Source organism: Bacteroides faecichinchillae JCM 17102, assembly GCF_000614145.1.
In the GTDB taxonomy this organism is placed as follows: Bacteria; Bacteroidota; Bacteroidia; order Bacteroidales; family Bacteroidaceae; genus Bacteroides; species Bacteroides faecichinchillae.
In genome coordinates, this window is the sequence record NZ_BAKK01000030.1 from 23,875 (window position 1) to 49,471 (window position 25,597).

The 25,597-nt window shown below is 34.5% G+C and carries 14 protein-coding genes and 4 pseudogenes; 9 read left to right on the forward strand and 9 right to left on the reverse strand.

Annotation, left to right across the window (positions count from 1 at the left end):
• The gene (locus JCM17102_RS14480) at positions 1–324 is read left to right on the forward strand and encodes a thioredoxin family protein (protein WP_025075667.1); all 324 of its coding nucleotides are present in this window, start codon (positions 1–3) and stop codon (positions 322–324) included.
• 288 nt (positions 325–612) lie between these two features.
• Here the strand turns inward: JCM17102_RS14480 and pncB are convergent, their stop codons facing one another.
• The 5 genes and pseudogenes from pncB to JCM17102_RS14510 all read right to left on the reverse strand — a co-directional run bounded on the left by pncB (position 613) and on the right by JCM17102_RS14510 (position 4,998).
• Positions 613–1,782 carry a nicotinate phosphoribosyltransferase gene (gene pncB / locus JCM17102_RS14485; protein ID WP_025075668.1) on the reverse strand — a complete coding sequence of 390 codons (1,170 nt, stop codon included), beginning with the start codon at positions 1,780–1,782 and terminating at the stop codon, positions 613–615.
• 278 nt (positions 1,783–2,060) lie between these two features.
• Positions 2,061–2,180 (reverse strand): annotated as a pseudogene (locus JCM17102_RS29820) (TetR/AcrR family transcriptional regulator); the annotation flags it as partial.
• Positions 2,181–2,255: 75 nt separating this feature from the next.
• Complete coding sequence (hdhA, locus tag JCM17102_RS14500) at positions 2,256–3,035, reverse strand: 7alpha-hydroxysteroid dehydrogenase (RefSeq protein ID WP_025075670.1); 780 nt, start codon at positions 3,033–3,035, stop codon at positions 2,256–2,258.
• Between the two features lie 348 nt (positions 3,036–3,383).
• On the reverse strand, positions 3,384–4,322 hold the full coding sequence (locus JCM17102_RS14505) for a DUF1848 domain-containing protein (protein ID WP_025075671.1): 939 nt from the start codon (positions 4,320–4,322) through the stop codon (positions 3,384–3,386).
• 349 nt (positions 4,323–4,671) lie between these two features.
• The gene (locus JCM17102_RS14510) at positions 4,672–4,998 is read right to left on the reverse strand and encodes a cupin domain-containing protein (protein ID WP_025075672.1); all 327 of its coding nucleotides are present in this window, start codon (positions 4,996–4,998) and stop codon (positions 4,672–4,674) included.
• Positions 4,999–5,234: 236 nt separating this feature from the next.
• On the opposite strand from JCM17102_RS14510, the gene JCM17102_RS14515 reads away from it, so the two are divergent.
• On the forward strand, positions 5,235–6,104 hold the full coding sequence (locus JCM17102_RS14515) for a DUF6845 domain-containing protein (protein ID WP_025075673.1): 870 nt from the start codon (positions 5,235–5,237) through the stop codon (positions 6,102–6,104).
• Positions 6,105–6,293: 189 nt separating this feature from the next.
• Complete coding sequence (locus tag JCM17102_RS14520) at positions 6,294–7,052, forward strand: hypothetical protein (RefSeq protein WP_025075674.1); 759 nt, start codon at positions 6,294–6,296, stop codon at positions 7,050–7,052.
• Between the two features lie 185 nt (positions 7,053–7,237).
• Here the strand turns inward: JCM17102_RS14520 and JCM17102_RS14525 are convergent, their stop codons facing one another.
• Positions 7,238–8,095, reverse strand: coding sequence for an AraC family transcriptional regulator (locus JCM17102_RS14525; RefSeq protein ID WP_025075675.1), 858 nt, complete (start codon positions 8,093–8,095; stop codon positions 7,238–7,240).
• A gap of 350 nt (positions 8,096–8,445) precedes the next feature.
• On the opposite strand from JCM17102_RS14525, the gene JCM17102_RS14530 reads away from it, so the two are divergent.
• From JCM17102_RS14530 to JCM17102_RS14540, 3 genes are all read left to right on the forward strand, one after another.
• A complete protein-coding gene (locus tag JCM17102_RS14530; RefSeq protein ID WP_033886909.1) occupies positions 8,446–8,682 on the forward strand; it encodes a hypothetical protein in 237 nt (78 codons plus the stop codon).
• Between the two features lie 331 nt (positions 8,683–9,013).
• Complete coding sequence (locus JCM17102_RS14535) at positions 9,014–9,721, forward strand: TIGR02757 family protein (protein WP_025075677.1); 708 nt, start codon at positions 9,014–9,016, stop codon at positions 9,719–9,721.
• A 239-nt stretch (positions 9,722–9,960) separates the two neighbouring features.
• Positions 9,961–11,172: an MFS transporter gene (locus JCM17102_RS14540; protein WP_025075678.1), complete on the forward strand. Its 1,212-nt coding sequence runs from the start codon at positions 9,961–9,963 to the stop codon at positions 11,170–11,172.
• A 319-nt stretch (positions 11,173–11,491) separates the two neighbouring features.
• On the opposite strand, the gene JCM17102_RS14545 is transcribed toward JCM17102_RS14540, so the two are convergent.
• Positions 11,492–12,064, reverse strand: coding sequence for a phosphatase PAP2 family protein (locus JCM17102_RS14545; RefSeq protein WP_033886917.1), 573 nt, complete (start codon positions 12,062–12,064; stop codon positions 11,492–11,494).
• Between the two features lie 188 nt (positions 12,065–12,252).
• Here JCM17102_RS14545 and JCM17102_RS14550 point away from each other — a divergent pair, with 188 nt between their 5' ends.
• Both JCM17102_RS14550 and JCM17102_RS27790 read left to right on the forward strand, forming a co-directional pair.
• Positions 12,253–13,080 carry a MerR family transcriptional regulator gene (locus JCM17102_RS14550; protein ID WP_033886911.1) on the forward strand — a complete coding sequence of 276 codons (828 nt, stop codon included), beginning with the start codon at positions 12,253–12,255 and terminating at the stop codon, positions 13,078–13,080.
• Between the two features lie 744 nt (positions 13,081–13,824).
• Positions 13,825–14,978, forward strand: a pseudogene (locus tag JCM17102_RS27790) (AAA family ATPase).
• A gap of 162 nt (positions 14,979–15,140) precedes the next feature.
• Here the strand turns inward: JCM17102_RS27790 and ung are convergent.
• Together ung and JCM17102_RS14575 are read right to left on the reverse strand one after the other, a co-directional pair.
• Positions 15,141–15,802 (reverse strand): annotated as a pseudogene (ung, locus tag JCM17102_RS27795) (uracil-DNA glycosylase).
• A 1,985-nt stretch (positions 15,803–17,787) separates the two neighbouring features.
• Entirely contained in the window at positions 17,788–21,852 is a 4,065-nt protein-coding gene (locus JCM17102_RS14575) for a hybrid sensor histidine kinase/response regulator transcription factor (RefSeq protein WP_025075682.1), read from the reverse strand.
• 326 nt (positions 21,853–22,178) lie between these two features.
• On the opposite strand from JCM17102_RS14575, the pseudogene JCM17102_RS27800 reads away from it, so the two are divergent.
• Positions 22,179–25,323: pseudogene (locus JCM17102_RS27800) on the forward strand (SusC/RagA family TonB-linked outer membrane protein).
• Positions 25,324–25,597: the final 274 nt, after the last annotated feature.

A 25,597-nucleotide genomic window follows, 5' to 3' on the forward strand; every position in this document is an offset into this window, starting at 1 on the left:
ATGAAAGAGAAGAAGATTGCCCGAGAGGCGAGAAACAAAGAAAAGTTAGCTAATGACGATTGGGTAATGGCAGAATTTTACGCAACATGGTGTCCTCATTGCAGACGTATGCAACCTGTGGTTGAAGAATTTAAAAAATTGATGGAAGGTACACTTGAGGTAGTGCAAATTGATGTGGACCAAGAAGATGCTCTTGCTGATTTCTATACTATTGAAGGGACTCCTACATTTATTCTTTTTAGAAAAGGAGAACAGTTATGGAGACAGTCAGGTGAATTAAGTCTTGAAAGACTTGAGAGAGCCGTCAAAGAGTTTAAGTCTTGAAAAAATATTAATAAAAGAGTATGTTTTCTACTGTAAGTTTTAAATCGTGTTATAAAACATACTTTTTTATTTGGATAATTTGCAGATATGTCAAAAGTCCGTATCTTTGCAATGTGTTTTTCATAGTATTAGATTTAAGGTTAACAAAGGTTGGAGCAAGGCGTTGCTCCTTTTTTTATGTCCATACTTTTAATATTCGTAATTTATTGTGTTCAATTAGTCTTTTCTGATCTGTTTGTTTTTAATTTTCTCCCATATAAAAATGAGGTGGTTTCTTTTATATATTGATCATTTACTTAATCTTAGTTCGTACAGACAGGCTTTTACTTCCTCCGGATTACCTGAATGTTTTCCCTCGTCATCCGATAGTTTGATACATTCTCTCCATTCCTGATTGACATTCATCTTACATTGAGTTAGTTTCATCACAATATTGGAAGGCTCGAAACCTGTATCATTGGTGAGATTCGTACCAATTCCGAAAGAACAACGGATTTTATTCTGGCAATATTCCTGAATTTCTAATGCTTTGGTAAAGTCGAGGGCATTGCTGAAGACGATCACTTTAGTTGTTGCATCAATACCTAGCTCTTTGTAGCGGGCAATTAGTTTGTCGATGAATTTGAATTCATTGCCAGAATCACACCGTACTCCATCAAATAACTTTGCTTGCTTACGGCTTATGTTGCTGAGAAAAATATCGGAAGTGTATGTGTCGGACAGAGCGATTCCTAAATCTCCATCGTATACATTGACCCAATTTTCAAGTGCCATGTAATTTGCATGTTTATATCCGAATTGTGCACCATGAAACATAAACCATTCATGAGGATGGGTGCCCATCATTTTCATATCGTATTTCATTGCAAAATAACAGTTGGAAGTGCCTGTGCAATATCGGGCTGTTTCATTCAGTTTTTTGATAACGGCTTCTTGTACATCTGTCGAGAATCTCCTGCGTGTACCAAACTCAGAAAAACGAAGTTGATTACGATTGGATAATTCTACTTTTTCTGACAGTTTACAAAGGATATCACTCATATCCGCTATATTACCTGAGAACTTGTTTTTTATTTCGGATACAATTGCTAGTAAAGGAACTTCGTACAAAGTGACTTTATAAAGAAAATCACTTACTTCAATGTGTAGATGGTGTTCTTCGTCCAGATGAATTCTAATTTTGTCTGGATCGAAGCGGAAAGAGGATAACCATTCCCAATAGACTCTTGGAAGGAAGCGGCAATTGCGAGTCATATATTCCAGTTCTTCTTTCGTAAGTCTCAATTGGCTTAGATTATTGATTTCTTTTTTCAGTGTTTCCAGAAACTCTTCGGTATATTCAGTCTCGTTTCTGTCATTGAAACTGAAGGTTCCCATAGCAGATGGAAACAGTTTGATATAAGCGTACGAGGTGGTAAACTTATAAAGATCTGTATCTAGTAGCGTTTTGACAATCATTTTTTAGCTCTTTTATGATAGAAAACGCTGCAGAGTTAGTTTTTGTTGGCCAGACTTGGTGTCTAATTGCCAATAATTACTTCACTTACTTTTTTTCTAGGCGAATAAGGCATTGGTTGAGCATATCCTACTTGTAAAAGTAAGATGTGAATTTCTTCTATATTTTCTTTTAAAACTTTTTTGTATTTGTTCTGGAAGGGAAGCGATCTCGCAAGGTTGATTCATAAATGCAGTTGCTTTACCATGCTTCTTATGCTGATTTAGGGTATGCTTCATTCTTTGATCGCTACAGCATCGATACCTAACCCTTCAAAGCCGCTTTCCTCGATAATGTCATTAACGGCTTTGATCAAAGTTAGTTCTGTTGCCTGTCTGTTTTTGATAATCTCTTTTTCCATTGATTTATATATATTACTGATTGGTCACGAAAAAATGTTTCCTATTGGTAACATCAAAAGAAAAAGAGATTTATTTTATGATAATTCGACAGTAGGATTATGAATTGTCAATCCACCGTCTACAACAATCGTTTGTCCTGTGATGTAACGAGCATCGTTTGAAGCTAAAAAAGCAATAGTAGCTGCAATATCTTCGGGTTCTCCAAGATAAGGAGTGGCACATTGTCCCAGAAAGATATTTCTGACCTCTTCATTTAGATTGTTTAAAGCAGCAGGGGTGAGAATTAATCCTGGTGCCACAGCATTGCAACGAATATTTTTCTTTCCTATTTGAGTTGCGATATATTTGGTAAGGTTTATGACTCCGGCTTTGCTGGCACCATATAACGTTCCGTTAGTATCGGCTGTAATTCCACTGACAGAAGCAATATTTACAATGTTTCCTCCATTATGAGCAGTCATGATGGGGATAATTTGTTGAGAGAGATACATGGTACAACAAAGATTCAAGTGAAAAGCCTCGTCGAAGTAATCAATATCCAGTTTCTCGATATTTAGGTCTTGTTTAGGATTGGTTCCCCCTACATTATTAACTAAAATGTCTATTTGACCATATTCCTTCTTTGCAAACTCAATCAATTGCTTGCAACTATATAATTCTGTGGCAGAAAAATAGATAGAGCGTACATCGGCTCCTGACTGAGTAAGTTCGGTAGCAAGTTTATCTGCTTTTTCTATGGAATGGTCGGCAATAACTACTTTGCCACCTTCCGATACAAGCCGGCGTGTGGTTGCTTCGCCAATACCACTGGCCGCTCCGGTGATGATGGCTACTTTATTTTCAAATCTCTTCATTATGATGATTTTTAGATGGTTACCTTTCATCAATAACATATAGTCCTATAATTTGTTATCCCTAGTAAACCCTCTTTAATAAGATTCATTAGTTGGTTCGTAAACTTTAGCATCTCTTTTCGTCTGGAAGCTTTATATATTTAAGAAAACTACAAAATGTTAATGACAGCCCGATTATTTGTTAATGTGATTACGATTCTATTAAACCATGTTATAAAACATTGCGTTTTTCCGTAATAATTTGGAGATAAGTCAGAAACCCGTATTTTTGCAATGTGTTTTTCATAGTATTAGATTTAAGGTTAACAAAGATTGGCTGTCTGGGATAGATAGCCTTTTTTTATGCCCCTAAAAAAGTGAGAACTGATCATTTCGTAAACTAAGTATTTTCCTTTCTTTTATTATATCATTTTCTGATGGGTGTCCTATAAGTAGAGGCGAGTTTTTATCATGTTTCTGCATATTATATTCTATATGATTGTATTTACCTTTAATTGCGTAACAATAGATACATCCGTTTTGGCAACTTTCATAAGTCCCTATGTCGATACTCTCAATGCAATTACAGACTGACCTTTGATTCTTGTCTTTTTGTGCGAAAATGGGATAACCTGTTATTCGTTCGATAAGAATTTTATCGATACACAAGCCACTTGTAATACCTAGATGTCTTAAATCCACTTTGGTAGTACAGGTTTCTAATTGAATGGAAGGATAGTTATTAATCGTATTTTTGAATGAAATAGCCATATTTTCGATTTTATCTTTCCTTAAAGGTTGGATGTTGAATTGTCTCGTTGCATTAAGAATATGTGGATAATGGTCAATAAAGCCAAGCATGCATTTTTCTGTATGATCTTTAAGTTCGTCAGCGATCATTGCGAATCTTTCTTGATGAAAAGTTACATTAAATTCGCCGTTTGTTAATATGGGATCATATCGCCAGATTACTTTTTCTCTACCTACTTTATCCGAAAGTCGTTTAAAAGTATCTAGCCGTTTTTCAATCGATGGTAGGTTAATTTCTAGCTTATTTCCATATGGATTAAGGGTGAATTGAAAATAGTATTTATAATCCTGTAGTTGATTTAAGTTATTCAACATAGGTTCTGGATTTTTGGTCCAGAATACAATACAGTCTATTACAATCGGACTCAATGAGATTTTACTGAGCATTTTAGGATTAAAAGGATTAGGAACTAATACGTATCCTTCTTTTATCCGATTGAAAAACCACTCTGAGAAGAAAGCCGGAATGTCTGTCCGGCGGCTGGCACTAATTATCATAATTCAAAAGTACTAAAAATAACTAGTACAACAATGTTTTGGATTTTATTAATGATGAGCCGAAACAAAGTAATTTGTAGATGATCAATAGTAATGTGATAAATGAATGTAAGTAGAATTGTGAATGAATGTGTTAATTGTTAATTCAAAAAGTGTGAAATGTTAATGCTCTGTCGAGAACTTTAAACCATGTTATAATATGGCCGAATCAAACCTTGAAATTTGCTATTAATCTTGAAATAGGTATCTTTGTACAGTGTTTTTTTCATAAGTATTAGATTTAAGGTTAACAAAAGATTGGTTGCTCGTGATGAGTAGCCATTTTTTGTTTTTATACTACTGAGGTTGTTTATTCCTTAATCATCGTTAATAACATTTTAAATTTTTCGATAGCTGTTACAGCATGTGGAATGTTTGCCGGAAGTATAATACTTTCGCCTGCTTTTACCATGAAAGGTGTTCCATTGATAATGATGTTCGCTGATCCTTCCAGTATTTGTATGAATGCATCGAAGGGAGCCCGATGTTCGCTTAATTCTTCTCCTTTATCAAAAGAGAACAGAGTGATATTTCCCGAGGGACTTTTGGTTAATTGTTTGCTGATGATACCTCCATCTGAATATTCGATGAGAGATGTTAAGTGGAGTATTGTTCCTTTTTGAAATGATTGTTCCATATCGATTTTATTTTTAATTGAATATATGGACGATAACATTTGTGAAACCGGCATTGTTTACTAATCGTTCAAGAATAGATGATTGACATTTTTTTAAAGATAGAACTTTTATTTTGTGTTTTATAAATTATTAATCAGCAAAAATCAATTTCTATTGTTATAGTAAAAAGTAAGTTATTTCTATGGCTTGCTATAAACGAATCATTCTATCTACAATTTAGTAAAGAGAAAACATTATGAGAAAGAGTTTTTTATTTTTTGGAACACTATTAGGTGTTTTACTATTGGTTTCTTGTTCGGGAGGAAGCAAGAAGCAGGCTACTGTTGAAGTGAATACGGAAGAATTGGATAATGCAAGTAAAGTGATAAATTACTATCACACATCACTTAGCGTATTAAAACATGTAGCTAACCCGAAGGATATTAATGCTGTGCTTGGCTATATGGAGCAAACTGGTAAAGTTCCCGAGGTTTCTCCGATTGTCCCTCCGGAACTTTCTGCACAAGATACTGCGGAACTGATGCATCCGGGAAATTATTTTAGTGAAGAAATCCGTCAGCATTTGGAACAAACTTATAGTGGACTGTTTGGGGCACGAAATCAATTTTATGAGAATTTTAATAAGTTCTTGACTTACAAAAAAGCAAAGGATACAGCAAAAATCAGCCAACTTTTGGATGAGAATTATCGATTAAGTATAGAATTGTCTGAATATAAACAATTGATTTTTGATACATTGGCTCCTTTTGTGGAACAATCAGAGAAAGAATTGTTCGCTGACGAACCGTTGAAAGATCAGATAATGGCTATGCGAAAGATGTCTTCTACAGCACAAAGTATTCTAAACTTATATAGTCGTAAACACATAATGGATGGTGCTCGAATTGACTTAAAAATGGCAGAGTTGAGGAAACAGCTAGAAGCTGCTAAAAAACTTCCGAGTGTTGCTGGTTATGATAAAGAGATGAAAACTTATCAGGATTTTCTGTCTACTGTAGAATCTTTTATGAAGAATATGCAGAAAGCCAGAGATAAGGGAAAATATTCTGATGAGGAGTATAGTTCTATGATGGATGCCTATGAATATGGACTTTCTGTCATTTAAAAACGTAGTCTCCTGCTGTTTAATAATAAGTTTCATGAGGGAAGAAACTATTTGTTAATAATCTTTATATTAATAAAGTATTAGTTGTTTTCTTGAATTTGATCAAGGTTTTTGTATTGGCTTTCTTTTATTTTTGCCATCACAAAAAACTAAATGATCTATATAAAATAACTAATACCTTATGTAATTATGAAGAATCTAATTTTGACGGGATTAGGCATTCTGTTCTTTTCCATATTGATATATGGATGTTATGACAGTTTTGAATATGATGATTCGGGGGAAAAAGGTAGTTCTTATGAATCCGATCTTAATGTATTAAAAAAATTCGTGGATATTAATGAATCAACTCAGGAATATTACATTAATCCGAACAAGAAAAGTACAGTAATATCTTATATTACAAATTCAGATTTGGAGGAACTGAATGCTGTTAATCCCCAAAATGTATTGCAATACAAGGACAATTTGAGTATGCTTAATACAGAAATATTGCAGGCTATATCATCTCATACTGTAGATTATGTTGTAATGAGTACCAATCATCAGGTCATCATAAAGAAGGTTAATGAGGATGTTCCGGTGGAATTGAGTCATGTCGCTTTTTCTGCTTCGACAAATAATCAGGTGAGATCTTTGTTGGACATATCAGATCAAGGATTATCGAAGGATATCTATTCCAGAAATCTTGTAGAGACGGGAATAGAACTGAATCCATCTTTGTACACTAGGGATAATTGGTCTTTTAGGATACGTTGTGAGATTGGTGATTCCGGTAATAAACAAATTGTACGAGTGCTTTTTTGTGGAATGGGATATTTTAGTGTAGCTACTTTCAATTGGCTACTATTGAATGCCTATGATGGTAAAGTTCTATGGAATTTTACTTGTGAACAGGTAATGAATGAAGATTTGCCGTCCGTTGCACAGATGGTTTTCTTTAAATAAGTTATTGGAAATTGGGGATAATAAAATTGCGATGAGAATTGTTATTCATATAACAAATTCTCATCGCAATTTATTATAGTGTTGTCTTTGGGAAGATGACATTTTACGAGTTATTATGTGATTGTTTAGAGTACACTCGTTAAAATGACTTTGATGACAATGACGGACTCTTGCAATTTATTCTTTTATTCTACAGGAATATAAATTTCAGTCAGTAAGTCTTCAGGAGCAGTACAGCATGGGTTGTTCAAATATCGTTCTGCACTTGCTTCATCACGTATTGTGCACTCCATCTCCGGTAGATATTTTCCATAAATGGTATCGTATACAGCTTGTAGGTGCTCATAAGATCCTTTATAGATAAACGTTGCATAGCGACCGGCAGGAATTTGCTTAAATCCGATATCTCCTTTAGGAGCAACATTTTCAGGTATCACCATACATACATCGGTACGTAATTTATCTACTGGTGTCACTTTGGGGTCATCGTGGTAAATACAAAGAGGAGCTGCTTCTCCCATTGGTAGTTTTTGTTCAAAAATGAACTGACACAATCTTCCCCAAGTACCTCCATAGTCGTTAAGTTTGTAGTCTCCTGACAAACGGATATAAATAACATTTCGTTCAGGGATATTTCTGATTTCCTTTTTCAGTTCGAGATCAGGTCTGATAATCGCTGGTTTCATAATTACAAAATTTTTATTGTTTCTATATTCTAAAGGTGAAATACCATAAAACTGTTTAAACACTTTCGACAATGAAGAAGGTGATGAATATCCGATGCGATAGGCAATATCTGCAATCGGGATATCTGAGTATCGTAGTAGACGGGCTGCTGTTTCTGTTCGCGTCCGAACAATAAATGTGCCGATAGGCTCACCGAGGAAAGCTTTCATGATCCGGTGAAAGTAGAAAGGTGAAAAATTTGATATCTTGGCCAGCGATTTCAAATCAATCTCTTCTCCTAAATGTTGGTTAATGTATTCTACTACTACGTTTACACATTTCTGATACTCTTCTTTCGTTGTTTTCTTTGGTTGCATAGTTTTATTGTTATTTCCTGATGCAAAAATACAGGTAAAAAAAGGAAAGAACTTTTCCAATGTTGCTAAAATGTCTCTTTTTAGTTCTATTTTCTTCTGTTTTTCTCCGTACAGAAAGTAACAAAAGATGCTGGCAAAAGGAAAAAATAGCTTTTTATACCTTTGCCAGCATTCATATTTATTCTTGGGAAATTGCTTATAAGTTATACGATAATCCGTATTGTAAAATAACAAATTAAATCTCACACTATTTGTAACGCCAAACAGCATTGGGATTATTGAGAATAATCATTTGAATGATATGAATAGCCAAAAGGTTCATATAAAATAACATTCTCTTTGAACAAATTTTGTTTTATGCCCTCTCCAATACACATAATAAGCCTGTGACTATTGTACTTGATTATAGTGTTCGTGATAACGGATATACCTATAATGACTTTTGTGATTTCTATAAGTATAGTGAGGCGACATTGATGCGTATTTGGGATGGACATAAAAGAAATCAGCGAATCAGTGAACTGTTGGGTAAAGTATTACAAGAGAGTATTGGAACTGTTTCTATTATAGGTAAAAATGGTAAATGATGATCTGTCGTTTTGTTAGGCGTAGATTTGGATAAACTTTAAGAAATATCTTAAATTTAGAGGCAGGTGTTATAATAACCTGTCCCTAAATGTTTTTTGCTTAATTACTGGTTGTTATTCTTTTCAAAATGGTATATTTTTACCAAAACAGGAAATTTTATTAGGTATTGCTTATCTGTTTAAAATACTGTATATCTCTTAAAATTAATTTATTATAGTCATATTCTTTGATTTCTAAAAATGATCCTTATGATAAGTATGATGCCAAAACCATATCATTTTTGAGAAGAATATCTATTTTTGTACTTCCAATAATTGATGTTGTCTCAAAATGACTGAAGATATAAAGAATAAACTCCTGATGTGTGCGGATGTATACCACTGTGCTGAATTTATAGAAAATGATCCAGTACAGTTTCCCCGTCGTTACAAAGTGAAACAAGACATTGAGATCAGTGGTTTGCTGACGGCTATTATGAGTTTTGGTAACCGTAAACAGATATTGAAAAAAGCAAATAAGTTACATGATTTGCTGGGGGACTCACCGTATCAATATGTTATTTCTCGACAATGGGAAAAGGATTTTCCTGTGGAGGTGACTCATAGCTTTTACAGAATGCTGTCCTATGCTGACTTCTATGGATATTTTCAACGATTATATAAAGCATATTCGAGATATGAAAGTTTGGAGGATGCTTTGAGCAGACATGCTGGAATTCCTATGGAGAGGTTATGTTCATTTCTTGAAGTGTCTCCAAAAAGTCCGCAGAAGAAGTTGAACATGTTTTTGCGTTGGATGATTCGACGAGATTCAGAAGTTGATTTAGGCATTTGGGAGAGTTTTGACCAGAGAGATTTGATTGTACCTTTGGATACACATGTCTGTCGTGTTGCCTTTTTCTTCAAACTGACAGATACTGATACTTTTTCGTTAAAGAATGCACGCAATATCACTGCTGCATTGGCAGAGGTCTTCCCTAATGATCCATGTTTGGGAGATTTCGCTTTGTTTGGTTTAGGAGTCAATGGAGAAATATAAGATCTAAAGTCTAATGAAATAATTGTTCGGATGAAAAGATTCGATTTTAGGCGGAATTTGGATAATCTTTTATCTATTTGAATAATGATCTGGCTATAAAAAAAATGGATAGTGTATTTATACAATTCATATGAACATTTCTACATTTCAATAGATTAATAGTATAGCAGTATACTTAGAGTTTATACTTTTGCACTGGAATACCAAGATAGTTTGCTGGGACCATTATTTCTCACTATATGATTGACTGGAAAAAGAAATTTATTATAATATGGACAGGACAGTTGTTCTCTATATTAAGTAGTTCGATAGCACAATTCGCTGTTGTTCTATGGATTAGTTTGGAAACAGGTTCTGCGGAAGTATTATCTTATGCAACTATAGCGGCATTGTTGCCTCAGGCATTGTTGGGACCATTTGCAGGAGTCTTTGTTGATCGTTGGAGTCGTAAGTGGACAATGATAGGTGCAGATAGCTTTGTTGCCCTCTGTTCGGGAATCATTGCTTTACTGTTTTATCTTGATGTGGTAGAATTGTGGCAAATTTATATATTGCTTATGTTTCGTTCTATTGGAGGTGCTTTTCATGCTCCGGCTATGAAATCGTCCATACCTCTGTTAGCTCCCGAGAGCGAGTTGATGCGTATTGCTGCTGTGAATCAAGCTATTCAATCTGTTTGTAGTATAGGAGGACCTGCTTTGGGTGCAATATTATTATTATCCTTTGATATGAGTATGGTGATGTTGCTTGATGTTGCCGGGGCTTTTATTGCTTGTACATCTTTGCTATTTGTCTTTATCCCTAATCCTAAAAAAGAGCTTTTGTCAGCAAAAGGAGTGATGAACGATATGGCTGAAGGTTTTAAAGTCATACTGGAAAATAGAGGAATCAGTTGGGTAATGGCTACAGAAGTATTGATTACATTCTTTGTTCTGCCAATTGTTGCCTTAATGCCACTGATGACTTTACAAAACTTTTCAGGTACAGCCTATCAGGTAAGCCTTATCGAAGTTTTATTTGGAATAGGTATGTTGATTGGAGGAATATTATTGGGAATATGGAATCCTAAGATACGGAAAATATTTTTAATTGTTTCTTCTTATTTTTTTCTGGGATTTACATTAGCATTAAGTGGATTGCTTCCTTCTGATGGCTACATGATATTTGCAATTCTAACAGTAGTACAGGGGATTGTTATTCCTTTTTATTCGGGTCCATTCACTTCCTTGTTGCAAACACAATTTAAACCAAACTATTTAGGTCGTGTATTTGCGTTATTTGATAGTGTAAGTCTTTTCCCTTCTATTATCGGATTGCTTGTTACCAGCTTTATGGCTGATTCATTGGGTATTGCTAATATCTTTTTATATTGTGGTATTGCTATTGTTCTGACAACTGTTCTGATGTTGTGTATTCCTTCAGTCAGAAATCTTGGGAAAGATGGTTTTTAAGTAATTATATGTATATGAACAGTGATACAGGACTTTTCATATAAAGCTTTTGTCGGTTTATCATTGTTGCGCTTAAAATGAATACGCTCATTTAAAGGCATATCAAAACTGCTCGCTTTTTTTATACTCTCTTATGATTGCAAGTGAGATAACTTTCATAACGTATTTATTTGAAGTAAAGATCATTTGTGTACAGCTTTTATAGTTGTACAGATAATATTCTCTATGATCTAGTTTTTTTATATTAACCTGATTGATTATCTGGCAATAACCAATAATATGTAAGACAGCAATATGAACATACAAGAAATCTGAATGTTTAAAAATTCATAGAAGCATAAATGCCCCAATGCTTATTACCAAAAACTGCCGGAGATATCGTCAGATTATGTTTCTTGGCGAACGGACGAGTGAATATATAACTACTTCCGACACCTATGGCAGCTCCGGCAAGTATGTCCCAGCAGTCATGTCTTTTTGCATATACACGTCCCCATGCTACATATCCGGATACAAGATAAGCAGGAATTCCGTATTTCCATCCATATCTGCGTTGGATAAAAGAAGCTCCCTGAAATGACATGGCTGTGTGGTTGGATGGGAATGCATGATTGTCACTGCCATCGGGACGCTGTTTTTTTATACTGTATTTTAAAATGTAAGAGGTTGCCAAACTGGTTGCACCTCCTAAAACCAATTGTTCGGTACCTTTATAGTCTTTCATAATAAGGGTAGTTATTAAACCGGCTACCGGAGTTGCAAACATTAAAACATCTGTTGATTTTTTCACGTTTTCACGAGGCTGTGCTTGGATGGAGTTCAGAAAGCAAGAAAAGAGTAGCCAAGTACAGATAACTATTTGGCTCCATATATTTTTTGAAATTTGATCCATTTGGTTTTGTCTGATTGTTAAAGTAGTGTTTATATACATTCAAAGTCTTTGTTTCTACAACATTTTGAGTTGTATGAGTTAATTTTGCGTCAAAGGTATTATTTTTATTTGGATTTTATGTTAATCTCTTGACTCGTACCTTAGGGGAGGCCTTATCTTTGTGGCATAAAACAACTGCGCAGAAGTTTATGAAGAATAAAATTAAGTTTAAAATCGGAGAATTTTCCAAGCTTTGTCAAGTGACTGTCAAGACACTTCGTTATTATGAAGAGGTAGGATTATTAGTGCCTGTTGAGGTGGATGAGTGGACTGGTTATCGCTATTACGATATCAGCCAACTTCGAAGAATGAATCGGATTGTCTATTTAAAGCAATTAGGATTTAGCCTTGAAGAGATAGGTGAATTGCTTGAGGATGGTAGGTCTTATCCTAATCCTGATCAATTGAAGAGAAAGGTCGAAAGTTGTAAACAGGAGATAGAACATTTGATGTGGCGACAGACTGAACTCTTAAGGCTTGAAAATATGCTCCATAAACAAGAAAAAATCATGGAAAAAGTAGTTAAAAAATCGCTTCCGGCAAGAATATTTGCTACACATCGTCGTAAGATAGATTCTTATCAGGAATTGTTTAATCTTTGTCCGAATATTATCGGACCGGAGATGCAACGTTTAGGTTGTCAGTGTCCTGCACCTGAATATTGTTTTACGGTGGAATATAATGAAGAATATGGTGTGGATATTGACATTGAGTTTTTTGAGGCAGTAGCAGAACGTGGCAAGGATTCAGATTTGATTAAGTTCAAGGAACTTCCTGAAGTACCCGTTGCTCTTTGTGTCAATCATTATGGAGCATACGAGAAAATGCCGGAAACTTTTGCTGAGTTATATGCTTATGCCGAAACGAATGGTTACGAAGTAAGTGAACAACCTCGTTTTTGTCATATAGATGGTATCTGGAATAAAGAATCTGTGGATGAATGGCTGACTGAAATTCAGTTGCCTGTAAAACGATAATTACTATATCCTGAAACGGAATCTCACAAATTACTCCATGAGTAAATTTCGTGAAATTCCGTTTTACTAATTTACATACTCTCACCCAGTTTGGCATTAATCATCTACTTACACCGAATTTATCAGTAAGCATTCCAAAATATTCTCCCCAAAACATTTTATTTATTTATGTAAAAAAATCTGCTGTCGGGAAGTGCAGCGAACAGTTTATCAACTTCTGCCTTATTGTCTATGTTTATGGAAAGACTAATATTATTTCCTACAACAAACTTAGGTCCGCAATCTCCCCTTGTATCACGCCCATTAGTACTGCTTTTCCAACTTGTAGTGAAACATGTATGATTCTTTTCTTAAATTCTTCGGACATAGATGGTATACTTTATTGTGTGGAGATTTTGTCAAAATGACTGATCTACATAAACTCTTCGCCGAATACCGATTTGTAAAAGTTGAAGGCTTCTTCACAATACAATTACCATCAAAATTGAGATAAGGATTAATTTTCATCATAATGGTTGGTTTTTAAGTTTATCGATGGTTATTATAACTATCGGTAAACAACTGAAGAACTGTGAATTTGTCGGGGTAGTTATAGTTCTCGTAGTTTCATTATGATTGTTTGTTCGAATAGATATATCATATCCGAACATACCATTTTGCATATAATATTAAAATTATGCAATTCATATTATTCTATTCGCATAATCTGAATTAAATAATTATATTTGCAAAAATACTAATGATATGGCAAAAGTGATAAATCCTTTTATAGTAACCGGAAAGATTGAACCGGAATATTTCTGTGACCGTGTGGAAGAGTCGGCACGACTTATCAAATCTATAACGAATGGTAATAATCTGGTTATTATTTCACCTCGACGTATGGGGAAAACCGGACTGATTCAATTTTGTTATGATAAGCCGGACATCAGAAAGGAATATTATACATTTTTATAGATATACTTCATACATCTAGTCTTCGGGAGTTTACCTATCTATTAGGGCGAGAAATTTATGAAACACTTTTGCCACGTAGTCGTAAAATGATCAAACTGTTTATACAGACTATGAAATCTATTAGTGGAAAGTTCGGATTTGATCCTGTCACCAATTTACCGACTTTTAATGTCGAACTTGGAGATATAGAACAACCGGAATATACACTGGAAGAGGTCTTTCGATATTTGGCTGCTGCTGATAGGCCCTGTATTGTGGCAATTGATGAGTTTCAGCAAATAGCAAAGTATCCGGAGCGGAATATTGAAGCATTACTTCGTACACATATTCAGAAGATTGGTAACAGTAATTTTATTTTTGCAGGTAGCGAACGTCATATGATGCAGGAAATATTCTTGTCTGCTGCACGTCCGTTTTATCATAGTGCGGATATGCTAGAACTTAAAGCCATTCCGGAGGAAATGTATGTTCCTTTTATTGTTAAACATTTTAGAGATCGTAATCGTCATATTGAAACTGAAAATGTAAAGAAGGTCTATCACTTTTTCAAAGGTCATACCTACTACATCCAGAAGGCTTTTAATGAATCATTTGCAGATACGTCTGAAGAAGCGGAATGTACATTAAATACGATTCAGATAGCGATCAATAATATGATTGCTTCAAATGATACCATTTTTCGCGAAATATTGTCGAATATACCTGAAAAACAAAAGGAGTTACTTTATGCGATTGCTAAAGAAGGTGAGGCAGAGCGGATTACTTCTGCACAATTCATTAAACGTCATGGTTTGTCTTCTTCCAGTTCTGTACAATCGGCCATGAATAAACTATTAGAAAAGGATATTATTACGGAAATTAATAAAGTCTTTTCTGTGACGGATAAACTTTTTGCGTTGTGGATAAATAAAATATATGGTGGAATATATCTGGTTACTTAAAATTAATATAGTTCATGTAAATTCTGAATATTGAATGACCCACTTCTTGGAGGTAAGGAGAACATCATTGTATAAAAACGAGTAATTCATATCCTAATAGATCGATAAAATTAGAGGAAGCATAAAAATAATTGCACTAATACACATCCACAACAATACTACTTACCAATCAATTTCTTTGATTCCTTTACTTTGTAAGAAAGTATTAGCTTTGCTGAAATGCTTACATCCTAAAAAGCCATATTCGGCAGACCGGGAGATGGATGTACTGTTGTTAAGACAAGGTGTTTATTTGTGTCTATTAAAGCTATTTTTTCTTTTGCATAACTTCCCCATAACATGAATACTAAATGTTCCCGTTCATCACTTAACTTTTTAATGACTGCATCTGTAAATGTTTCCCAACCCATATTCCGATGTGATCCTGTTTCATAAGCACGTACAGTGAGGACAGAATTCATTGGAAATACTCCTTGTTCTACCCAACGATTCAAATTTCCGGAAGTGGGTATTGGTTTTCCCAAATCCTGATGTATTTCTTTAAAAATATTAATTAATGATCCGGGAATTGCTACTCCGTCAGGCACAGAAAAACAAATTCCATAATATTGTCCGGGATTAGGGTAAGGATCTTGCCCGAGAATGACAACTTTTACTTTCTCGAAAGGACACGAGTTGAATACATGGAATATCTGATGTCCGGGTGGAAGAACTTGTGTTCGTCCATATTCACTCTTGATAAATGTTACCAATTTCTCAAAATATGGTTTGTCAAATTCTTCTTGGAGACGTTTACGCCAACTTTCCTCTATTTTCACATTCATAGGTTACTTCTGTATTCTGTTGTAACATTTTTGATACCAAAGATGCCTTTGTTTTTTTCATCTAAAAGGATTCTTTTCCAATTGAAAAAATATATATCACAGTATTCCAACAGATATGACTCTTCGTTAAATATTCGTAACATAGTAAGAATAAAAAGAGGATATAAGATTATAGCATCCTTCATACATGTAAAGAATTGTAATATATTAATAGTTAGTATACAAAGATACGACTACTCAATGTGCTACACCTTACAATAACTCTTTTTTATATTTCTTTAATAGTTTTGGAAATTGTATTTGTAATACAGTTAAAATTAATCTCTTTGTGCTAGTTGAGATTAAGATAAATTCTTTTTTTGACATAGTTAGAATAAGACGTTATTTATGTTAGAACTAGAAATAATACAATCTTTGATTTATGGCGGAGAGGGCTACAATGTAGAGTTTAAAGTTCGGATACCTTTTACCGTTGTATTGTGCGAAGTTATTTAAAGTTTTGGGGTAGTCAGGGATATATGAATTGAAAAAAGATCGAAATTTACTTGTAGTTTATATAGGAGTATCTAAAAAACATAAGGGACTTTGTTGCAAAACATCTCAATGTTTGTTTTCAATCATTGGGAAGTTTTTTTTAATCTTCTCAGTGTTTTTCACCCTTTCAAAATGACAAAATGACATATATGACCTTTTTCTAAGTGTATTTTATTCTGTTGTTTATATAATTATCTGATTATTAATAATATATGCCCTGTTTGTAACTTTTTTAAGGTATTTGTAGGAAGTGTTGATTACGCGGGCCTAAAAAGATGTTTTGATACATAATATTATACTGATTGGTTGTGTTAATTTGTTTTTATGTTGATATTGTTTGATAAAAATGATACTATATCTTATTTTGACTCTATTTTATGGTGTGATTTTTGAATGTTTTTTAATTAAGTAATTATATTGTATAGTATTAGGGTGTATATGAAATTAATGTTAGGAATATTCTTATAATTATATCTTGTTTTTATCTTTTATGTTGTTTTTTAAAGTATCATATGTCATTTTTGTCATTTTGTCGTTTTGAACAAGAGTGGCAATGACACAGATTATAGTATGACTAAATTTATAATAAGCATATAATCAGATGGTTATTGAAGTGTTTAAACTTTAAATTTCTTTTTTTTAGGTTTATAATATGCTTCAAGTCTGCGTAATTTATGCTTTTAGGAATGATAGTAAATATCGCTTTTTGTCATTTTTTCAATGAAGTGAATGTAGTTATAAATGAATGTTTGAAATTGAAATAATGTGTTACAATGGTTGTTGTGTAAATATAGTGACGCTATCTTATCGTCATAGCGTTAGTATAGTTGTAGTTTAGTGTTGCTATAACCTGTGTATAACGACACCCTTTTGAATGCTTTCAATTATATGGATAAGGGAGCTAGGCTATTGGATGTACTCGAGTGTACATTGGGAAACATCAAAGGTTCTGGTAGAGATAACTGTAGTCTCTCTGTTCCAAGTAATTGTACATATAAATACTGCGTTGAGAAGAATAGTGAAGTAATGAAGAATCAAAATGCGGTTCACATACTATCTAAAATAGGTACGTTTTCGCAACGACATTTACTCTGTCATAAGTAATTCTGACATCAAGATTCGGACATTGATTAAAGGCGTATGAAAGTACTATCCATTTCATTGACAAGCAAAAGTAAGTGCACTTCAATAGTCTGACAAGCCTGTCATTCTGCCATTTTTCACTTCATTACTAATGACGAAATGATTGTCACTGTTATTCAGCCGACTGAAAGGAGGAAGAATCTTTTCTTTATTAGTACAAGAAGAGAGCCTTCGACAAGCTCAGGATGACCGGATACTTCTATTCGTCATTATCGAATAGTATTACTTTTCCTAAGCGATACAGATTCAGAATGCCAAAGCGAAATGATAGAAGATTTTAGTATTGATACACTTTTAAGGGGTATTTTCTAATTTAAAGAATTATCTTTTTGTTTATTGCTGTCTCTGTATTCTTTAGGTGTTTGGTTATATCTTTTGGCAAACTCCTTATAAAAATGCGAACGATTGAGAAAAGCAGTTTTATACATAATCTCTTGAATGGTTAATTGGGTAGTCAGCAACAGTTTGGCCGCGTGGCTAATCCTCTGTTCTTTAATAAAATCTTTCGGAGGTAGCTGATCCAAAGCTTTGAATTTGCGATATAAATTTCGGCTACTGGTTTGTAAAGCTGTTGCCAATTCATCCGGACCAAACGAAGCATCATCTATGTTTTTTTCGATCATCTGAATAGCTGTTTGTAGAAACTCCTTATCCTCTTTCTGAATCAATTGTCCACCACTGAACTCAAAGATGCTAGCGGATGAGTTGTAGTATTCTTCCATTTCTTTTTGCTTTTTTATTAAATGGCGGACTACTGTCTTCAGGTATTGAGAATTGAATGGTTTAGGGATATAAGCATCAGCACCACATTCTATTCCTTCTATTTTTTCATCTGTTGTGTTCTTGGCAGATAGAATTACTAAAGGAATATGTAGTGTGTGTTTATTTCCTTTCAGTAGTTTGGTTAAGGTGATACCGTCCACTTTGGGCATCATAATATCTGTGATGATTAACTCCGGTGTTTGTTGTTTTAGTAAGTTTAGTCCCTCTTCACCATTTGCGGCTGTTAATACCCTATATTCATCAGAAAGAATATCCTTCAACATCCACAATAGTTCTTTATTGTCCTCAATAACTAAAATAGTGGCTGAAGTTGAAGAAGACTTATTATCTTCAGAAAGAGTCATTGGTTGCTTTGACTTTTTTAATGAATAAGATTGTATGTGATCAGCCTCGATGTTATTTTTTTCTTCTTCCTTTTCAGAAGTAGAAGGACTTACTTCTAAAAGAGGCAATGTTACAATAAATTCTGCATATTTGTCTACCTCACTTTCAATATGAATTTCTCCTTGCAATAGCTTCACCATACTTTGACAGATAGCCAGTCCAAGGCCATTTCGTGATGAAAGGCCTTTGATACTGTTTTCTTTAATGTTATCGAGTACAATATAACGGTTAAATATAAGAGGAATGCTTTCTTGACAAATACCTTTTCCTGTATTATATACTTTGATTTGCAGATTTGAATCGATTTGCCTTACAGAGATGCGAATTACCCCTTTTTTAGGTGTATATTTAAAAGCATTGGAAATCAGATTGTTTAATACTTTACTAAAACAATTATTGTCACTATTCCAAATCAGCTCGCGTTCAACTTCTGTTTGAAGAAAAATATTGTTTTGTTCCGCTAACTCGCTGAATGAATCGATAATTTCGTTAGAAAGTACACTTATGTCTAATTTCTGAATATGGCATATCTGATTACCTGTTTCCATACGTCGGAAATCAATCACTTCCTGGATAAGGCTATTTAGTCGTTCAGAGTTTGACTTTATAATTTGTATATATTTGTTAATAAACGAATCGGTGTGCTTATAGTTCAGAATCCGTTCGCATGGACCATAAATAAGAGTTAATGGGGTACAAAACTCATGAGTGATATTGGTAAAGAAACGAAGTTTCTCTTCATACATCTCTTCCTTATATTTGGCATCAAGTTTCTGGGTGATCTTATTTTTTCGTTGTTCATATTTCCACCTAATATATCGGATGATACCTAAAATACAGCCGATAATGATCAATGAATAAAAAATATAAGCATAGATCGTTTGATACCAGGGAGGACGTACAAAAATATGGATACTTTTGGCTAGTTGATGGCTATTGTTGATACCATCATTGTATTTTACTTTTAGAATATAATGCCCGGGAGGAATATTAGTAAATTGTGCTTCATGTGACCGGGTATCCATCCATACATTATTGAAGTTCTCCAGCTTATATGAATATTGGCTGTTTTCTCCATTAATATAATCGACTGCCACAAATGAGACGGCAAAGAAGTTTTGATGGTGATTAAGAACAATTGTTTTTTCATCTTTTCTCTCCTCAACAAATTCGGAAATGTTATATTCCTGATTGAATATTCGTAGTTGAGTAAAATAAATCTCCGGTAAGAATCTTTTTTTCTCTTTAGGATTGTTTTTAATCCAAACAAGTCCGTCTACTCCCCCGAAAAAACATCTTTTTTTAGTAGGATCCCAATAATAAGCATTATCGCTAAATTCAATTGTTTTCAGTCCTGTTTTATGATTTAAATTCTGAAAGGTGTTTTGGTATGGATTAAAAAGAATAATGCCGGTATTGCTACTAAGCCATAAATTGCCTAAATCATCCTCTAAAATTCCATGTATGGTATTATTAGGTAGCCCTTCATTTTCACTATAATTTTTATATTCGATTTCTCCATCGGGTAGTATAGTAATCTTTGTCAGTCCATAACTGGTACCTAGCCAGAATTGATGGTTTCTATCTTGATGGATACATAGAATATCGTTCATAGGAACAATTCCGTCTTTTTCGGTAAAATTGATGAGGCGATAGTTCTCTGTAATTGTGTTCAGCCTGATGAGGCCATTACCACGCATACCTATCCATAGGATTGAATCATTCTCGGCACATATGGAATATATCTGGTTGTATTGCACCTTATTGGGGATATGGAAATGATAAGGACGGATATTTTTTATACTAACATCATTATTGTGAGATTGAATGGCAATTTTTAACAAACTACTTCCTGATCCTACCCATAGCAAAGAGTCTCCCTTTTCAAGAATGGAGTGTACTCCCTGAATTCGTACACGAGTAGGATTTTTTAATGTGTGTATTCTGTCATCTTTATAGGAATAATAATTTAGTTCAGGGCCATCGGAACCGATCCATAAGATTGGTGAGGAACTTCCGGGAGTAAAGGCGAATATTGCATTATTGGTTAATCCATCTTTAGTTGTGAGGTGCTTGACATTAGTTGCTGTATAGTTAATTGCAGTTTGATCATAGTCTTTAATCTTGATAATACCGTTTTCCTTAGTACCCAACCATAATGTATTTTGCGAATCAGTATAGATAGCACGAATCGGACGTTTTTTGGAAACAGGTAACTGGTTAAGAGTGATATTGTTATAAGTGTATTCATCTTTAGTCCAGGCATATACTCCTTGCCCGTCAGTTCCAATCCACACAATATCCTGTTGAGTATCTTTGTATAAAGAGAATACGCCGCAATCAATTTCCAGCCATTCTACTTTGTAATTGCATGAAGCATTGAGGCGTATCAGACCATTTGTCTTGAATCCTATCAGAAGGTCTTTGTTATCAAATATAATAGAACCTATTTTCCCGTTTTCATTGATTAATGTGCCTGGATTCGTTATGAAGTGAGTCCCGGTGGAGTCAATATAAGAAATGTTACCTCTGTTATCAACAATGATAATTTTTTCTTCACTATAAAATGAAGTACGGATAGAATAAGGATAATTAAAGTCCTTGTGCCGGATTAGCTGAGGTACTTCTTTCTGATTGAAAGATAGGGTATATTTCTCCAATTTTCCTTGATTATGAATCCAGATCGTGTCATGTGAATCGATAATAAGGTTAGAAACATTGTCATGTACCATTCCGGGATGAGTAGGCAGATTGATAAATTTCTTTTGTGTTTTGGAGTAGAAAGACAAAACGTCCGGTTTACCGGAAATATAAAAATTATCATGACTGTCTTTTGCCATATGAGAATTTTCGCCGAATTCATCGTATGTTTCTTCAATCTTGTTGGTTAGTTGGGAAAGCTTGTTGAGTCCCCATTTGGTATTAATCCAGAGATAAATGCTATCTGTTTCTATAATGTCTTTTATGATATTACTCGATAGAGTATTCTGGTTCTTAATGTCAGGTTTATAAATATGTATTTTGCGGCTATTATACATATTCAGTCCGTCATAAGTCCCTATCCACAGAAAGCGTTTATCATCTTGAAATAGACAAGTTACAGAGCTGTTGGATAATCCGTCTCTACTGCTGATTTGCCTGAGATTATATGCATAAGTAGTTATCGTGCAAAAAATATAGATTATACATATGATAGTCTTTTTCATTGTTAGTGTTGCTTAAAATATAAACTTCACAAATATATAAATGAATCGTTTGATCTTTGCAAAACAGATGTATTCAATTTCGCCAAAAGTGTATTTTTCCGCATTATTAGTTTATTTTCATATATAATTGGCGAGATTCGGCATATCTTATTCTCTTGCTTCCTTCTATATTTGTCGAGGATGCAACACGATGAAAGTTTTCAATAGGTATATTATCATATAAGAGAAAACAATTACTATTATTATCTAATATTAAATTAAAAGTTATGCAAGAAAGACACATTTTACATGGTAGGAGGATGCCTTGGATAAGTTGGCTGCAAAGTATGTCAGCTTTTCCTAAGAAATCAATTCTTATGGTTGTGGTGCTATTGTTAGCATCTATTGTGACAACAAACACTTATGGACAAAATGCAAGTACAACGAAATCCATAACCGTTCAGGGGCAGGTTATGGATGCAGAGGGTGTTCCAATTCCCGGTGTTAATATCAGGCTTAAAGGACAGAATACAGGTACTATTAGTGACATGAATGGTAACTATAAACTGTCGGATGTAACAGAAGATGCAGTGATTGAATTTTCTTTTATAGGTTTTGCTACGCTTGAAAAGAAAGTGAAAGGAGAAACATTGAATGCTATCCTTCTGGAAGATACTAAATCACTGGATGAAGTTGAGATTGTTGCATTCGGTACACAAAAGAAGGAAAGTGTTATCGGTTCGATTTCAACATTGAAACCTGCGGAGTTGAAAGTTCCTACCAGTAATCTGACAAATGCTTTGGCAGGACGTGTCGCAGGTGTTATTGCCTATCAGCGTACCGGTGAACCGGGAGTTGATGACTCAAATTTCTTTATTCGTGGTGTGACTTCGTTTGGTTATGCAAAATCTCCGTTGATATTGATTGATAATATTGAAGTAGACACGAAAGACTTGTCTCGTCTGCAACCGGATGATATTGAAAGCTTTTCTATCATGAAAGATGCTACTGCTACTGCTTTATATGGTTCGCGTGGTGCAAATGGTGTTATTTTGGTGAAAACCAAAGAAGGACAAACCGGAACTATGAAATTAAATCTTCGGGTAGAGAATTCAATTTCTACTCCTACGAAAATGTTGGAATTGGCTGATCCTATTACTTATATGAAATTGCATAATGAGGCCATTTTAACTCGTGATCCGTTGCATGCGTTGATGTACTCGGAAGATAAAATAGATAATACTGTACCGGGACATTCGAGCGTGATTTATCCTGTAACGGATTGGCGTAATGAACTGTTGAAAGATTATACGATGAATCAACGTGTTAATCTGAATATTAGCGGCGGTGGTAGTATGGTGAATTATTATGTAGCCGGTTCTTTTATGCAGGATAATGGTATATTGAATGTTGATAAAGCAAATAATTTCAATAATAATATTAAGAATCGCAATTATTCAGTAAGGTCGAACATCAATATAAAACTGTCAAAGACGACTAAATTGATGGTGCGTATGAATGGTGCTTTTGAGGATTACAATGGTCCTTTAAGTGGTGGTTCTGATCTTTATTACAAAATAATGCAAAGTAATCCGGTATTGTTTCCGGCTACTTATCCGAAAGACGAAGAACATGCTTATGTGAAACATATTATGTTTGGTAATTCAGGAGATGGAAAATATATTAATCCGTATGCTGAAATGGTAAAAGGATACAAAGAAACAGGACGTGCCAAATTGGAGTCGCAGTTTGAATTGAATCAGGATCTGGACTTTATAACCAAAGGATTGAAAGTTCGTGCGTTGTTTAATACCTCTCGTTTGTCTTATTATTCGACTTCTCGTCAGTATAAACCTTTCTACTATGCATTGGGTGAATATAATTATATGAATAACACATATGCTGTTGATATTATAAATCCTAACGACGGTACGGAATATCTGGACTATAATGAAGGAGATAAGACAATTACGGCCAACACTTATTTGGAAGCGGCAGTGAATTATGATCGCGAGTTTGGCAAACATGGTGTTGGTGGGTTGTTGGTAATGCAATTACGTAACAATCATCAGCCGAATGCCAGTTCTTTGCAGACATCTTTGCCGAAACGTAATGTCGGTTTATCGGGACGTTTTACATACGCTTATGATAGTCGTTACTTTGTAGAAGGGAACTTTGGATATAATGGTTCGGAACGTTTTGATAAAGATCATAGATGGGGCTTTTTCCCGTCGGCAGGTTTGGCATACATGGTTTCGAATGAAAAGTATTTTAAGAATCTTCTTCCTTATGTGCAAAAGTTGAAATTGCGTGCTTCTTATGGTTTGGTAGGTAATGACAATATTGGTGATTCCAACGCCCGTTTTCTATATTTATCGGAAATCAATATGAATAATGGAGGAACCGGAGCTAGCTTTGGATATAATGAAGGTGCTTATAAGAAAAATGGTATAGGTATTAATCGTTATGCGGATCCCTCTATCGGTTGGGAAGTGGCTAAGAAAATGAACTTTGCCGTTGAAATGACATTTTTGGATGCTTTGAATGTTACAGCTGAATATTATAAAGAAAGTCGTGACCACATCTTGCAGTCGAGAGCGGACATTCCGAACACAATGATTATGGAAAACTCCTAATGCAAACTTAGGTAAAGCGAAATCTCATGGTGTCGATTTGTCTTTGGATTATAATAAGTATTTTACGAATGATACGTGGTTGCAATTACGTGGTAATTTTACCTATGCTGCCAATCAATATGTGGAATATGAAGAAGTGGAATATCCGGGAGCACCTTGGAAAAGCCGGGTCGGCAATCCGATTGCTCAAGAATATGGATATATTGCCGAAGGTTTGTTTGTAGATGATGAAGAAGTGAGAAACTCTCCTGTACAATTTGGAGAATATGGAGCCGGTGACATTAAATATCGTGATGTAAATCGTGACGGTGTTATTTCAGAGTTGGACATGGTACCTATCGGTTATTCGAAAGATCCTGAAATCGTATATGGCTTTGGTGCTTCTTACGGATTTAAGAATTTTGATGTTTCCGTATTCTTTCAAGGGTTGGCAAGAGAGTCATTCTGGATAGATTATGGCAGAGTTTCACCTTTCTTTGATAATTCTGGTACGGATGCTCGTGAAAATAACCAGTTAGCTAAGTTTATTGCAGATAATCATTGGTCGGAAACGAACCGTAATATTTATGCGGTATGGCCTCGTTTGAGTGATTCTTCTATTGAAAATAATGCCAAGAAGAGTACATGGTTTATGCGTGACGGTTCTTTCTTACGTCTGAAACAATTGGAAATAGGTTACACATTGCCACAACGGCTTATTCAGAAAGCTGGGTTGAAAAATCTCCGCGTATATTTCACTGGTAATAATTTATTCTGTTTTAGTAAGTTCAAAGAATGGGATGTAGAGCAGGCAGGTGACGGTTTGAAATATCCGTTGCAGAGAATTTATAATATTGGTTTGAATTTAACTTTCTAATTAGAGAAGAGCGATGAAAAAAATACATATACTTTTATTAGCAGCATCTTTATCATTGGGTTCTTGCAACAATTATCTGGATATCATACCTGATAATATTGCTACAATTGATAATGCATTTACGATGCGTACTGAAGCAGAGAAATTTCTTTTTACCTGTTATTCTTACAGACCGGCAATCGGTACGAAAGAAGACCCGGCCATGTTTGGTGGTGACGAAATTGTTGTTACTAATTATTTTCGTGAAAGTGCTTCTTATCAGTCTGGCTGGTAT